The sequence below is a fragment of the Streptomyces sp. x-19 genome (genome assembly GCF_046549115.1).
Lineage (GTDB): Bacteria > Actinomycetota > Actinomycetes > Streptomycetales > Streptomycetaceae > Streptomyces > Streptomyces albulus_C.
The window spans coordinates 105004-118437 of the sequence record NZ_JAJPWK010000015.1 but is presented as its reverse complement, the minus strand read 5'-3'; the positions used below and the strand labels follow the sequence as shown (position 1 = coordinate 118437).

General features: G+C 72.6%; 10 protein-coding genes. 5 read left to right on the top strand and 5 right to left on the bottom strand.

From position 1 onward, the window contains the following. The first annotated feature begins 44 nt into the window (after positions 1-44). Positions 45-1433, top strand: coding sequence for an AMP-binding protein (locus ACLJT4_RS28380; protein WP_411126456.1), 1389 nt, complete (start codon positions 45-47; stop codon positions 1431-1433). 50 nt (positions 1434-1483) lie between these two features. Here ACLJT4_RS28380 and ACLJT4_RS28375 read toward each other — a convergent pair whose 3' ends face one another. Both ACLJT4_RS28375 and ACLJT4_RS28370 read right to left on the bottom strand, forming a co-directional pair. After that, entirely contained in the window at positions 1484-3094 is a 1611-nt protein-coding gene (locus ACLJT4_RS28375; RefSeq protein ID WP_411126454.1) for a carboxylesterase/lipase family protein, read from the bottom strand. A gap of 225 nt (positions 3095-3319) precedes the next feature. Next, a complete protein-coding gene (locus ACLJT4_RS28370; protein ID WP_016579240.1) occupies positions 3320-3772 on the bottom strand; it encodes a winged helix-turn-helix transcriptional regulator in 453 nt (150 codons plus the stop codon). Positions 3773-3868: 96 nt separating this feature from the next. On the opposite strand from ACLJT4_RS28370, the gene ACLJT4_RS28365 reads away from it, so the two are divergent. After that, positions 3869-5137 (top strand): MFS transporter, encoded by a 1269-nt coding sequence (locus ACLJT4_RS28365; protein ID WP_411126451.1) that lies wholly within the window; start codon positions 3869-3871, stop codon positions 5135-5137. On the opposite strand, the gene ACLJT4_RS28360 is transcribed toward ACLJT4_RS28365, so the two are convergent. Continuing rightward, positions 5124-6167 carry a lysozyme gene (locus ACLJT4_RS28360; protein WP_411126449.1) on the bottom strand — a complete coding sequence of 348 codons (1044 nt, stop codon included), beginning with the start codon at positions 6165-6167 and terminating at the stop codon, positions 5124-5126. The genes ACLJT4_RS28365 and ACLJT4_RS28360 overlap by 14 nt on opposite strands. A 331-nt stretch (positions 6168-6498) precedes the next feature. Beyond that, on the bottom strand, positions 6499-7242 hold the full coding sequence (locus ACLJT4_RS28355) for a class I SAM-dependent methyltransferase (protein ID WP_411126447.1): 744 nt from the start codon (positions 7240-7242) through the stop codon (positions 6499-6501). A 627-nt stretch (positions 7243-7869) separates the two neighbouring features. Between ACLJT4_RS28355 and ACLJT4_RS28350 the strand changes: the two genes are divergently transcribed. Then, positions 7870-9129: an NAD(P)/FAD-dependent oxidoreductase gene (locus ACLJT4_RS28350; protein ID WP_411126445.1), complete on the top strand. Its 1260-nt coding sequence runs from the start codon at positions 7870-7872 to the stop codon at positions 9127-9129. A 102-nt stretch (positions 9130-9231) separates the two neighbouring features. Here the strand turns inward: ACLJT4_RS28350 and ACLJT4_RS28345 are convergent, their stop codons facing one another. Further along, complete coding sequence (locus ACLJT4_RS28345) at positions 9232-9780, bottom strand: YciI family protein (protein WP_411126443.1); 549 nt, start codon at positions 9778-9780, stop codon at positions 9232-9234. A 200-nt stretch (positions 9781-9980) separates the two neighbouring features. On the opposite strand from ACLJT4_RS28345, the gene ACLJT4_RS28340 reads away from it, so the two are divergent. Then, on the top strand, positions 9981-10463 hold the full coding sequence (locus tag ACLJT4_RS28340; protein ID WP_411126441.1) for a hypothetical protein: 483 nt from the start codon (positions 9981-9983) through the stop codon (positions 10461-10463). A gap of 30 nt (positions 10464-10493) precedes the next feature. After that, positions 10494-13400: a M48 family metalloprotease gene (locus tag ACLJT4_RS28335; RefSeq protein WP_411126439.1), complete on the top strand. Its 2907-nt coding sequence runs from the start codon at positions 10494-10496 to the stop codon at positions 13398-13400. Positions 13401-13434 lie beyond the last annotated feature (34 nt).

Below are 13434 nucleotides of genomic sequence, written 5' to 3'. Positions count from 1 at the left end.
ACCCGCACGCGTTCCCACGCACCACCTCGTACAGGAAGACACGCATGACATCCCTACTCGACGGCTGCACACCCTGGCCCGAGGTGTTCGTCGACCGCTACTGGGCGGTCGGGCACTGGCGCGGCAACACGCTCGACAACCTGCTGCGCGGCTGGGCCCTGGAGCACGGCCCCCGGACCGCGCTGGTGCACGGCCCCGACCGCCTCACGTACGGACAGCTGAACCGGCGGGTGGACCGCACGGCCGCCGGATTCCGCCTGCGTGGTCTGCGGCCCGGGCAGCGGGTCGTCGTCCAACTGCCGAACGTCCCCGAGTTCGTCCTCACCGTGTTCGCCCTGATGCGCGTCGGCGCGGTTCCCGTCATCTGCCCGCTGACGCACCGGGCTCCCGAGGTCGCCCACCTCGTGCAGGTCACCGAGGCCACCGGCTACGTCGGCCCGGCCACGTCCCAGGGTTTCGACCACACCGCGATGGTCGCGGACATCGCGACCCAAGGGCCCTTCCTGCGGCGGGTCTTCACCTATGAGGCGCCGGGCACCTCCTCCCCGTACGGCGGTCTGGCGACCGACCGGTCGGGCTGCCACTACTTCCCGCTGGGCTCCGTCGACGCCCCACCCGAGCCGCCGCGCGCGCAGAGCGCCGACCACGTGGCGTTCTTCCTGACCGCCGGCGCGAGCACCGGGGCGCCCCTGCTCGTCCCGCGCACCCACAACGACTACGTCTACCAGGCACGGGCCGCCGCCGAACTGGTCTCCCTCACCGAGCACGACGTGTACCTCGCCGCGCTACCGGCCGACGCCAACGTCGCCTTCGGCGCTCCCGGCATCATCGGCACCCTCTCCGTCGGCGGCACCGTCGTCCTCGCCGACATCCCGGACCCCGAGGAGTGCCTCGCGGCCGTCGAACGGGAACGGGTCACCCTCACGTCCGTGACGCCCGCCGTCGTACGGCGCTGGCTCGACGCACCGCCCGGCCAACGCGCCGACGTGCGCAGCCTGCGGCTCGTGCAGGTCGCCGGCGCGCCCCTGGAGCGGGCCACCGCCGAACGGATCGGCCCCGCGTGGGAATGCGGCCTGCAACGGGTCTTCGGCACGGCCCAGGGGCCGCTGCTCCTCACCCGCCCCGCCGATCCGGACGAGACCGTGCTCACCACCCACGGCCGCCCCCTCTCACCCGACGACGAGATCCGCATCGTCGACGGCGAGGCCGCGGACGTGCCCGACGGAGGGACCGGCGAACTCCTCGCCCGCGGCCCGTACATCCCGCGCGGCCACTACCGCGCGCCGGAGCACGACGCACGCGCCTTCACCGCCGACGGCTACTTCCGCACCGGCGCCCTCGCCCGGCGCACCCCGGACGGCAACCTGGTGGTGACGGGCCGCCTCGAAGAGGCACCGCGGCGCACCGACCACGAAGCTCCCCCCGGTCCGTGACGAGCTCCGGCACCGCAGACCCCGCCGGTGGGGCCGTGCCCGGCCCCGCCTCACCCCTGCGGCCAGAGCCGGCAGTGGTGTTCGGCCGCGAGGTCCACGCGGTGGATCCCGCCGGCGCCGGTGTCGAGCTGCTGCACGTAGGGGGCGGCGGCGCCCGCCGTCACCTGCGGCCAGGGCGCGAGGCGCCGCCCGGCCGGTGCGCCGTTCCGGGCGAACGCCGTCCAGTAGTCGATCATGTCCGTGGCCAGCGCGTCCTGTGCCCTGGTGAACGAGGCGTGCCGGCCGCCCAGGTCGAACAGGTAGGGGAGCTCGGTGGCGTGGGCCGCGCCCAACGGCAGCTCCGGCGACCGGGGATAGCCGATGCTGGGCGCGTCGCGGTCGGCGAACTCGTAGGCGTAGGCGGCCGTGTGCCCGGCCAGCAACCGGTCTGCGGCGAGCGTCGGACAGGCGAAGACGCGGTCGGTGTTCAGCGCCGCCCAGGCCAGTGCCGGTGTGCCGTACGCGGTCGGGGAGTACACCGCCGCGAAGCGCCCGGCCCGGTCGCCGAAGGTGTCCTGCAACAGTGCGCGGTAGGATTCCGCGGTGATCGGTTGGTTCTGTTGCAGGGCGGCCACGTAGGCCCGCATCTCGTCCCGGTTGTCGCCTTGCAGCACGGGGACCCGGTGGAACCGGCCGTCGCGCAGGGCGGTCGCCGGTCGCCTGGGCACCAGGGGAGTGCCGTAGGAGACCTGCTGGAAGTCCTGGTTGGCGCCCAGCAGTTCGGCCGCGGGCTTGGCGCGCAGGCACGACAGCGCTCGCGACGCCTGCGCGCAGCCCAACGTGCCGGCGGCCTGCCGGCCCGCGGACTGCACGGCCGGCAGCGAGGTCCACGGGGAGAAGTCGCCGACGCCCGGATAGACGGCGTTCTTGCCGAAGTCGAGGGTGCAGGCCCCGCTTTGGACGATGGCCTTGGCGAACAGTCCGGCCGCGCTCGGCGACGTCAGCTGGGTGCAGGTGCTCATCCCGCCGGCTGATTCACCGGCGAGCGTCACGTTGTGCCGGTCGCCGCCGAACGCGGCGGCGTTGCGCTGGACCCAGCGCAACGCCGCCTGCTGATCGGCCAGTCCGAAGTCACCGGAGCCGGCCAGCCCCGGGTAACCGAAGCCGCCGAAGATGCCCAGCCGGTAGTTGAGCGTCACCACGACCACGTTCCCGCGCTCGGCCATCCGGTGCGCGTCGTAGCTGCTGCCGGCGCCGCTGAGGAAACCGCCACCGTGCAACCAGACCACGACCGGTAGCGGCTGGTGCCGATCGGTGCGCGGGACGGTGACGTTGAGGTAGAGGCAGTCCTCGTCGGTGCTGCCCCCGCGAACCTCCCTGCTGGCTGCCTGCGGGCACGGGCTGCCGGGCCGGTCGGCGTCGCGCACGCCCGACCACGGTCGGGCCGGGGCGGGCAGCCGCCACCGCAACTCGCCCACCGGCGGCGCCGCGTAGGGGATCCCGGCGAACGTCCGATAGGCGCCGTGGTCGACGCCGCGCACCCGTCCCGCCTCGGTGGTCACCAGTGGGCGCCCCGACGCACCCGATGCGGCAGCCGGAGGCGCGGGCGCGCCGAGGCAGACGGCGGAGGTCAGGCCGAGGGCGAGGACGGGCGGCACGAGACGGCGCGACAGGAACCTCATGGGTCCTCCAAGGGATGGGGTGGTCCTCCCCAGACTCCCGGCGCGACCGTCCTTTCAGGTAGGGCCGGGCAACCCGCATCCCGGCGTGACATTTGTCGTGGCCACCGCTGCGATCCGCCGTCGAGCGGTGGGGCCGCCTTCCCGCGCCCGTGCGCGCCGGGCGTCCCACCCGGCTGCCGGATCACCGGCCAGAGCGACTCGGCGGCACCGATGGCCGGGCGTGGATCACTGGTCGGAGACCTTGTGGACCACGGTGTCGTCGGGGCCCAGTCGCCGCCCGTCCGCCGACCGCACTTCCAACGCGTGCAGGGGGCGCCCTTGTTGACGGTCGACCAACTCCGAGTGGGGTTCGCCGGGGGAGAAGAAGTGCCCTTCGCCCCACTGCCGCAGGGCCACGATGACGGGGAAGAGTGCCTCGCCCTTCGGCGTCAGCACGTACTCGCGGTAGGCGCTGCCGTCCGAAGCGGGAACGGATGCCAGGACGCCGCCGGCGACCAGGGCCCGCAGTCGCGCGGTGAGGATGTTCTTCGCGACGCCGAGGCTGCGTTGGAACTCCCCGAAGCGCCGGCTCCCGTCGAAGGCGTCCCGCACGATCAGCAGCGACCACCAGTCGCCGATCGCGTCCACCGACCGGGCGACGGGGCATTCGCTGTCGTCCAAGCGCGTCCGGTTCACCATGGCGGCCCTCCCTTTCAATGCGGTTGCAACATGCTACCAAGAAGGCTACCGTCCCGTCTGGTAGCAAGTTGAAACCAGAATCGCGGAGGAGTGCTGATGCCAGGCAACGGTGAGGCTGTGACACGACGGACCGAAGCCCGTGGCGAGAGGGATTCCGGGTTCGCCCTGTCCCGGCGCCTCGTCATACTGTTCGCCGTCGCCTGCGGGGCCGCGGTGGCCAACGTCTACTTCTCCCAGCCGCTCCTGGTGACCATGGGACACGACCTCGCCCTGAGCCCGGCACTCGTCGGCAGCGTGGTCACGCTCACGCACGTCGGCTACGGCCTGGGACTCTTCTTCCTCGTGCCGCTGGGCGACGTGGCCAACCGCAAGCGGCTCATCGTGGCCCAACTACTGCTCCTGGTGGTGGCGTTGGTCGTGGTGGCCACCGCCCGCACCGCGGCGGTCCTGCTCGCGGGCATGGCCGCGACGGGACTCCTCGCGGTCGTCACCCAGACACTGGTGGCCTTCGCGGCATCGCTGGCCCCGCCCGCCGGGCGTGGACGGGTGGTCGGCCTGGTCACCAGCGGCGTGGTCATCGGAATCCTGCTCGCCCGCACCGTGTCCGGCCTCCTGGCCGATCTCGCGGGCTGGCGCTCCGTCTACCTCGCCTCGGCGTCACTCACCGCCCTGCTCGCCCTGGTGCTCCACCGTGTGCTGCCCCGCCACGGAGCCGCTCCCGCGACGGAGCTGAGCTACCGTCAACTCCTCCGTTCCACCGTCACGTTGTTCGCACAGGAACGACTGCTGCGACTCCGGGCCCTCTTCTGCCTCCTGGTCTTCGCCGCCTTCAGCACCCTGTGGAGCAGCATCGCGCTGCCGCTCAGCGGCGCCCCGTACTTCCTGTCCCACAGCGCCATCGGGGCGCTGGGGCTGATCGGCGTCGCCGGCGCCCTCGCCGCGACCGTGGCGGGCCGCCTCAACGACCGTGGACTGTCCGGCCGGACCACCGGCCTCGCCTTGGCGCTGCTCGCCGCCTCGTGGCTGCCCCTGGCCTTCACCCGCAGCTCCCTCTGGGCCCTGGTCGCCGGCGTGATCCTCCTCGACCTCGCCGTGCAGGCGGTGCACGTCACCAACCAGACCCTGATCTACGCGCTGCACCCGGACGCGGGCAGCCGCCTCATCGGCGGCTACATGGTCTTCTACTCGATCGGCAGCGCCACCGGCGCCCTCGCCGCAACCGCCCTCTACACGGCGGCCGGCTGGGGCGCCGTATGCGCGCTGGGAGCCGCCTTCAGCGGCGCCGGGCTCGCACTGTGGGCGCTCACCCGACACCGTGGGCACCCCGACACCCCGCCGACCGCGGCGGTCGTCAGCCGTTCCTGAGCGCGTCGGTGAAGGCGAACGGTGACTGGGAGACGCCGCTGCACACCGGGGAGGACTCCGGTTTCATGGCCTGCGCGGCGCCCACGCGGTCCTTGGGCGTCGTCCGCGCGACCGAGCCGCACGCCTGGTCGCGGCTGACGGACCAGTAGGACATCCGGCCCACCCCGTTGCTCGCCGCCCAACTCGCCACCGAGGCGGCGTCGGCCAGGCTGAAGGTGGAACCGTCGTCGTTCACACCGATCATCGGCGTGATGCCGAGGTTGGCGTAGCCGTAGTCCGGGTCCACGGACTGCATCTGTGCCAGGGTGGCCTTGCCGGCGCTGATCGCGGCCGCGCCCATGTCGGTGCCGGTGCCCTGCCCGTAGTCCATCGTCATCACGTTGACGTTGTCCAGCTTCACGCCGGCTGCCTTGGCTGCCTTCAACACGTTGACGCCGTCCGCGGTCAGACCGGTGGGCAGCACCGGCAGCGTCACCGAGGCGGTCAGCCCGGAGTTCTTCGCCTTGAGATCCTTGATCGCCGTCATCTGCCGGGCCACGCCCGCGACGTCGGCGACGGCCGCGCCCTCGATGTCGAAGTCCAGGGCGTTGGCGCCATAGGCGGTGATCTCCTTCTGGTAGCCCGCGTCGATCTGGCCCTGGTCGGTACAGGTGAAGGCCAACGGCTCACCGCCGGCGCCGCCGGAGGAGATGATCACGCTGGCACCCTCGGACTTGGCCTTGGCGATCTCCGGGTCGACGTTCGGGTCGTTGCCGACGGGGAGGGTGTCGCCCCAGATGTTGTTGCAACCGGCGCCGATGGTGAAGGCGGCGGTGTAGGTCTGCACGCCGTGACCGGTGATGGCGGCATCGAGCTGGGATACGCCGGAGTTGCTCATGTCCACGTACGGGGCGAACTGTGCCGCGCTGACGCGCGCGACCGGGTGGCTCGCCCGCACGTGCACGGTGCCCGCGCTGGCGGTGGGGATCGCGAGGGGGGAGAGGGCTCCGGCGGCCGCGGCGGCCAGGGCCATTCGGGTCGACATCCTCATCAGGTGTCCGGTCCTTCCGTGGGGGGAGGAAGAGCGAAGAGCGTGACCGATCACCGACAAGAGTTGGACTAGACCAAAGCCGTCGTCAAGAGCCCCGGAGTGCACAACTGGGCAAGTTTTGCGACTACTTGGGGTGCTCCTGGGTGCCGCATGGCCGTCGAACCGGACCCCGAGACGGCTCCCGGTCGGGGCGCGGGCCCGTATCGGGTGCGTCTCGGGTCCGTGGGCGGAAGGCCCGCTGCCCCGGCATGACACACCGGAGCGGCGGGCTTCCTCGGCTCAGCGTCGACGGGGAGTCGAAGAACCGCGAAGGACCCGAAGGGCCGAAGAGTCAGGCCCGGCAGCGCAGCATCTCCAGCGGCGGGTGCGCAAGGGCGTCCGCCCAGAACTCCTCGCCGAACTCACGGATGCCGGCCTCGGACACCTCCAGCGGAACCCACTCCACCGCACTGAACCCGGTCGCCCGCAGACACTCCTCGTAGACCTCGCGACGCGGTGCCGTGGCGACGATGCCGATCGGCCCCGCCTCCAGGAGGGCGGTGACCCGCACCCGCGGACCCATCTCGGTCTCCTCGCCGGTCGGCTCGCAGCGGAACCCGTACTTGTCCAGGGACGAACAGTCAAACGCGTAATCGGGCTTCTGGGCGAACACGAAGAACTCGCCGCCAGGCACCAGACTCCGGTGGATGTTGGCGCACATCCGCTCCAGCTCCGCGAGGTCCGCGGCGTAGTTCAGGCACTGCACGCCGACCGCGACGTCGAAGCGCCGCTCGACGGACTGCAACTCGCCCACGTCGCCGACCTCGTAGCGCACGCCCAACGGCGCACGCCGCTCGAACTCCCTTGCAGCGGCGATCATTTCGACGGAGATGTCGACCCCGAAGACATCCGTGGCGCCGCGCCGCTTGAACTCCCTGCTGTAGAAGCCGGTGCCGCACGCCACGTCCAGAACGGACTTGCCGCGCACGTCCCCAACCATGCCCAGGAAGCTCGGCACCTCCCCGTAACGCACCAGCGGCAGGGACTTGAACCCCTCGAATGCCTCACCGATCTCGTCGTACTGCTGCACGCTCACGTGCTGCCCCTCCCGTGCTACGTCGATGTGCATGTCCACGCCGGCCCAACGGATGCACCGGATGTATCGGATGCACCGGATCAACGGCTCGCGGCGTGGCCGAAAGTCTCCTCCGTCGCGTCTGGACGCTGTACTGGCAAATAGCACAAAGAAGGTGGTGGGATGATCCTCCAATCACCCAACACCACCTGGCGAATCAGCCGTGAACTGGGCCAATCCCCACGCCCTCCGCCGCCCTTCTCCTGCCCTCTCCTCCCTTCCTCCCCTTTCCCCTTCCTTCCACTCCTCGCAGCCCTTCCGGACCTCCCCAACCATCGAAGCCCACCCGGCGAGGGCCTGGACGACGGGAGCCGACCTGCCCCCGATCCCAGTCACCCGGCCACTCCACAGGCGTCCGCGCGCACCGCGCACACCTCTCCCATCACCCCCAGGCGTCGTCTTCCCGCGGGTGATGCGCCCATCTGGTGGAGATCATCTTCCGGCTTCGCCGCGGCGTGCGGGATTCTCGGCACCAGCCGTCGACGCAACGCCCAGGCGGCTGCACCAGCCGCCGTACGGCGCCCACGGCGCCGGCGGAGGAAACACACACACGTCGACGAGACGGACCGGGCAACGAGGAGGCAGTAAGTGGTGAACACCGACGAGACGTTCGTCATCGTGGGCGGGGGACTGGCCGGCGCCAAGGCAGCCGAGACCCTGCGCGCCGAAGGCTTCGGCGGCCGGGTGATCGTCATCGGCGACGAAGGCGAGCGGCCCTACGAGCGTCCGCCGCTGTCGAAGCAGTTCCTCGCGGGCAAGGCCGACCGGGACAGCGTCTTCGTCCACGAGCCCGACTGGTACGAGCAGGCCGACGTCGATCTCCGCCTCGGCCAGCCCGCCGTCCACCTCGACCGGGCGGCGAAGACGGTGCGGCTCGACGACGGCACCTCCGTCCGCTACGACCGGCTGCTGCTGGCCACCGGTGCCGAACCGCGCCGCCTGGACGTCCCCGGCGCCGACCTCGCCGGCATCCACCAGTTGCGCGACCTCGCCCACGCCGAGCAACTGCGCGAGGTCCTCGCCAAGGCCGGTCGCGACCAGGGGCAGCTCGTCATCGCCGGCGCCGGCTGGATCGGCCTCGAAGTCGCCGCAGCCGCCCGCGCATACGGCGCGGAAGTGACCATCGTCGAACCGGAACCCACCCCGCTGTACAGAGTGCTGGGCCCGGAACTCGGTGCGGTCTTCCGTGACCTGCACGCCGAACACGGCGTCCGCTTCCACTTCGGCGCCCGCCTCACCGAGATCGTCGGCCAGGACGGCATGGTCGTGTCGGTCCGCACCGACGACGGCGACGAGCACCCCGCCCACGCGCTGCTCGTCGCGGTCGGTGCCGCCCCGCGCACGGCGCTCGCCGAGGCCGCGGGCCTGGACGTGGTCGACCGCGCCGGCGGTGGCGGCATCGCCGTCGACGCGGCCCTGCGCACCTCCGACCCGTTCATCCACGCCGCCGGCGACGTCGCCGCCGCCGACCACCCCCTGTTCGACGCCCGGCTGCGCGTCGAGCACTGGGCCAACGCCCTCAACGGCGGCCCCGCCGCCGCCCGCGCCATGCTCGGCCAGGACATCAGCTACGACCGCGTCCCGTACTTCTTCTCCGACCAGTACGACCTCGGCATGGAGTACTCCGGCTACGCCCCGCCCGGCTCCTACGACCAGGTCGTCTGTCGCGGCGACGTCGGCAAGCGGGAGTTCATCGCCTTCTGGCTCCACGAGGGACGCGTCCTGGCCGGCATGAACGTCAACGTCTGGGACGTCACCGAGCAGATCCAACAGCTCATCCGCTCCGGCACGCCGTTGGACCCCGGAAAGCTGGCCGACCCCCAGGTGCCGCTGGACTCGTTGGCGTGAGGCGAGCCGCGAGGCTCGGACGGCGGTGAGGGCGGGCCGGCGGCCGGATCGGGCGAAGCCGGTCGCGGTCGCCGGCCCGGCCCGCCTCGACCGCCGCGCCCCTTAACGCCGTCCGCCGAACTCCCAGTCGTGCACCTCGATGTCGGCGTACCGGTCGGGTGACAGCACGGCGCGGGCCGAGAGCGGGTCCGGTGCCCGGAGCAACGCCGCCGTGCCCAGCCAGGTGGAGCCGTCGTCGGACAGCAGCGGCCCGTAGGCGATCAGCTCGTCCCGGTCGGACGGCGGTGCGAGGTCGGCGGCGTCGCCGGTGCCCAGGCCGAGCACCAGGTAGCGGTTGCCGCCGAGCCGGCCGCCGGGGAAGTCCCACATGGTGCGCCCCAACGTGTTGCGCCATCGCCGCAGCAGCACGTCCCGGTAGACGCCGGCCTGATAGTTCGGCTCGTCGAAGGCGAACGCGCGGGCGGCGGCGGGATCGGGCAGGTCGAGGACGTGCAGGCTGCCGGAGGGGGTGTCACCGTCGGCGGCGAACGTCGGACCCCGGGCGATCATCTCCTCCGCGTACCGGTCCATGTACGCCCAATGCTCCGTCAGAAGCTCTTCGCGCAGCGGCAAGGAGCCGGTGCGATCGCGGTGGTAGCAGAGGAATTCCATGCTCCATGGTCCCCCACGGCGCCGTGCCGTCCTATTGAGGGGGGCTGCCGCATCCCCACACCGGGACGTGCGCTCCGCGCCGCCACGCGCCGTTGCCTACGGACCGTCACCGTGTTCCCCCAGGGGTACCCTTCGTCCCCCTTTGGTGCTGCAATGCAAGGAACTGGACGGCTACGTACGGGGGTTGCACGGTGCGGTATGTGCGCGATCTGGTACGGGACGTGGTGGCGGAGCACGCGGCCCACGAGTTGCCGTTCGTCGACAGCCTGCGGACCTTGGACGACGACCGGGTCGTGCGCACCCTCGCGCGGCACGGGCCCAGGAGGGAGCCGCTCGGCTTCGGCTACGCCGAAGTGTCCGCGGTGGCGGCCCCGGTGGTCTGGCTCGTCCTCGATCAGGCGGCCCGCCGCACGGTCGACCGCGCCACGGAGGGCCTGCTGGCCCGCGGCCAGGCCGGCGTGCGCAGGCTCCTGCGCCGCGCGCCTGCCACGCCGAACCGCACCCTGACCGTGCTGGACCCCGGCGAATTGGCGCTGGTCAGAGCGCACATCGTGGAACAGGCCACCGAGCGGGGCCTCGACCGTCCGGACGCCGAGGCGCTGGCCGACGGCGTCGTGGCGCGGATCGCGACGGCGGCCGCGGTCGACGAGGGGCACCCCGAAACCCCCGGCACCACGTCGTGAACGCCGCCACGTCGTGAAGGGCAGGGTGCCGTGAAGGCGTTCGCCGGGCTCCGGAGCGCGACCGGGACGGGTCCCCGCTTCGCCCTGTTGATGGTCCTCGTCGTCGTGTCGAGCATCCCCACGCTCGACGAACTGCTCCAGAGCGCCCCGGCGCTCCTCGGGCTGCGCGACGGCCGGGAGGCCCTGCACGGCCCGTCGGGTTGCCTGTACGCCGCCGGGTTCGATCCCGGCAGCAGCGATCCGCAGAACCTCCTGACGGCACTGACCCGGCCGGGCACCCTGTACCAGTGCATCGGCGACCACACGCTCGTCCCGTACCGGGGCGCCCTCGCCACGGTGGTGCTGCTCGCTCTGGCGGCCGGCCTGTACTGGTGGCTGCCGGCGGCCCGCGAACGGTGGCGCCGGATGCTGCCGCTCGAAGCCGTCGACCTCGACGGCACGCTGCGGGCCGAGCTCGCCGCACTGTGCGCCCGCACCGGGATCCGCGCACGGCTGCGCTTCCGCGTCGACCCCGCGCGGACGACCTCCGGTGCCGGCGTCCACGGCCGCTCCGGCAACTACACCGTCTGCCTGCACTCCGGCCTGCTGCCCCGGCTCCGCACCGACCCGGCGGGCTTCCGCGCCGTCGTCCTGCACGAACTCGCCCACGTGCACCACCGCGACGTGGACTACGCCTACGCCAGCACCGCCCTGTGGCGGGCCTACGTGCTGCTCGCCCTCATCCCGACCTTCGCGGAGACCGGCTGGGTCCTCGCCCTGGGGCTGTCCGGTGTCAAGTCCCCCTGGTGGCCCGGCGGCGCGGCCGTGCTGCTGGCCCCCGCGCTGGTCGGACTGTTGCTGGCCGCGCTGGTGCACCTGGCGCGGGCCGACCTGCTGCGGCGGCGCGAACTGTTCGCCGACCGCCGGGCAGTCGCCTGGGGCGCTGACGCCGCCAGCTGGCAGCGCCCCGATCCCACCGGGCCGGTGGCACCGTGGCTGCGCCGGCCGGCCGCGCTGCTGGGGACCCATCCGCAGTGGGCGGAACGCCGACGCGCGCTCGTCGACGCCGGCCGCCTCGACCGCGTCAGCGCCCTGGCGATGTTCCTCACCGGCGTGTCGGCCGCGCTGCTGTACCAGTCCCTGATGACGCTTCCGGTCCTGTCCGAGGGCCCGGGCTCGATCTGGATCACGGTCGGCGCCGTGACACCGGTGCTCTGCCTCGCCCTCGGCCTCCCGCTCCTGCGCGGCTCACGCACGGCCGACGGGCACGGGCCGTCCGCCACGGTGGCGGGCCTCTGGCTCGGCCTCGGCCTGCTGCTGGGCCAGTTCGTCGCCAGCACCCAGTATCGGCTCGACTGGATGCTGCCGCAGCCCCAGTACCTTCTCGCGTTCCTGCTCATCGCGGCGGTGCCCGCGGTGTGGTGGTCCCAATGCCTGCGCCTGGCACTCGCCCTGCCCGAGCGGGGACACCGCTGGGCGGCCGCGGCCTGCTGCGCGGCGGTGACCGCCGCGGTGCTGTGGGCCGGGCTGGGGTGGTGGCGGGTGGCGGGCGAAAGCCTCTCCCTGGGCATCGGTGACCGGGGTGCGGAACTGGCCGCGTACTACGCCCGGACGGTCCCGGGCGACTGGCACGGCTACGGGCCGGACCTCTCGGCGTTCTCCACCGGCCTCATGGTCCTCACCCCGCTGGGCGGTGACCTCCTCGCCGGGGTCGCCACGCTGTCGCTGTGGCTGGTACCGCTGGCGCTGGTCCTGTTCCCGGGCGTGCGGCGCACGGTCGGGGGTCCGACGGGCACGGCGCTGCGGCTGCGGCTGCGGCGGACGCTCGGCGCCGGTCTCGCCGGGGCCTTGGCGTGCGGGACGGGCCTGGTCCTGGCCCAGGTCGTGATGAACCAGTCGCGGCCGGCGACGCCGACGGAGCCGGCCGGCCCCTTCGTCCTCGTCCACATGTGGTGGGTGACCGTGACGGTCCTGGCGGCCTGTCTGCTGACGGCCGCGGTGGTGGCCGCCGGCGCACGTCGGCACTGGCTGCTGCGGGCGCTGATCGCCGCGCAGGTCGTCCAACTGCTCGCCTACGCCGAGGTGTTCGTCCTCTTCTCCGTCGACGGCTGCCTGGGGCCGTTGAACACCGCCTTCGACGTGTGCCGGTGGCGCCCCCGCAACGGCCTGACCATCGACGGCACCGTCACCTCCTTGACGCTCGTCAACGCCGTCCTCGGCTCCGCCTGCGCGGCGTTGGTGGGAGCGGGACTGGCCTGGGCGGTGCGCCGGTTGCGCGGCCGACCCCCGGCGTACGAGGCCGCCGCACCGGTGCCCAGTCCGGCGGACCGCCCGCCCTCGACGCTCCTGAAAGCGGGAACGCTCCTCGCGCTCGGCCTACCGGCGGTGGTGCTGGCCGCCATGACCTTCACCCAGGCAGCCGCCTCCGACGACTCCCGCCAGTGGCAGGAGGCGGCCGACGCGGTTCGCAAACAACGCGGGCCCGCCCCGCCGGCGCGGACCCCGCAGACCCGTGCCTGGCAGGCGGCGTCCTGGCTGAACGCCGGAGGCACCCTTCGTGCCCAGCAGATCAACGCCGCCTCGATCGCCCTGGACTCCGAACTCCTCAAGGCCGCCGCCGGCACGCGCAACGCCGACGGGACGGTCGCGCTGGACGAGCTGGCGTTCCACCGCCGCTGCGGCACCCTCGGCCAGCGCGTCGAGGAGGCGCGCGCCTACTTCCCCGTTCCGGACCGGGACCTGCAGAGGAACTGGTCCGCCGCACTGGACCAGCTCCACCGCGGGGTGACGGACTGTCAGGAAGCGACCGTCCCGCCGCCCAAGGGCGCACCGCACCGGACCGATGCAGAACGCGAACACCTCTTCACCACGTCCCTCAACGAGATCGTCAACGCGATGCGCACCTTCGGCACCGCGGTCCTCGACATCAAGCAGGCCGCCACCTCGCCGCCCAAGTAGCGTCCGGGGACGCGTCGCCGGGCACGGGCGTCCG

Coding starts and splice junctions, on each gene's coding strand:
- ACLJT4_RS28380 (WP_411126456.1), top strand. CDS start 45: ATGACATCCCTACTCGACGGCTGCACACCCTGGCCCGAGGTGTTCGTC.
- ACLJT4_RS28375 (WP_411126454.1), bottom strand. CDS start 3,094: ATGAGGTTCCTGTCGCGCCGTCTCGTGCCGCCCGTCCTCGCCCTCGGC.
- ACLJT4_RS28370 (WP_016579240.1), bottom strand. CDS start 3,772: ATGGTGAACCGGACGCGCTTGGACGACAGCGAATGCCCCGTCGCCCGG.
- ACLJT4_RS28365 (WP_411126451.1), top strand. CDS start 3,869: ATGCCAGGCAACGGTGAGGCTGTGACACGACGGACCGAAGCCCGTGGC.
- ACLJT4_RS28360 (WP_411126449.1), bottom strand. CDS start 6,167: ATGAGGATGTCGACCCGAATGGCCCTGGCCGCCGCGGCCGCCGGAGCC.
- ACLJT4_RS28345 (WP_411126443.1), bottom strand. CDS start 9,780: ATGGAATTCCTCTGCTACCACCGCGATCGCACCGGCTCCTTGCCGCTG.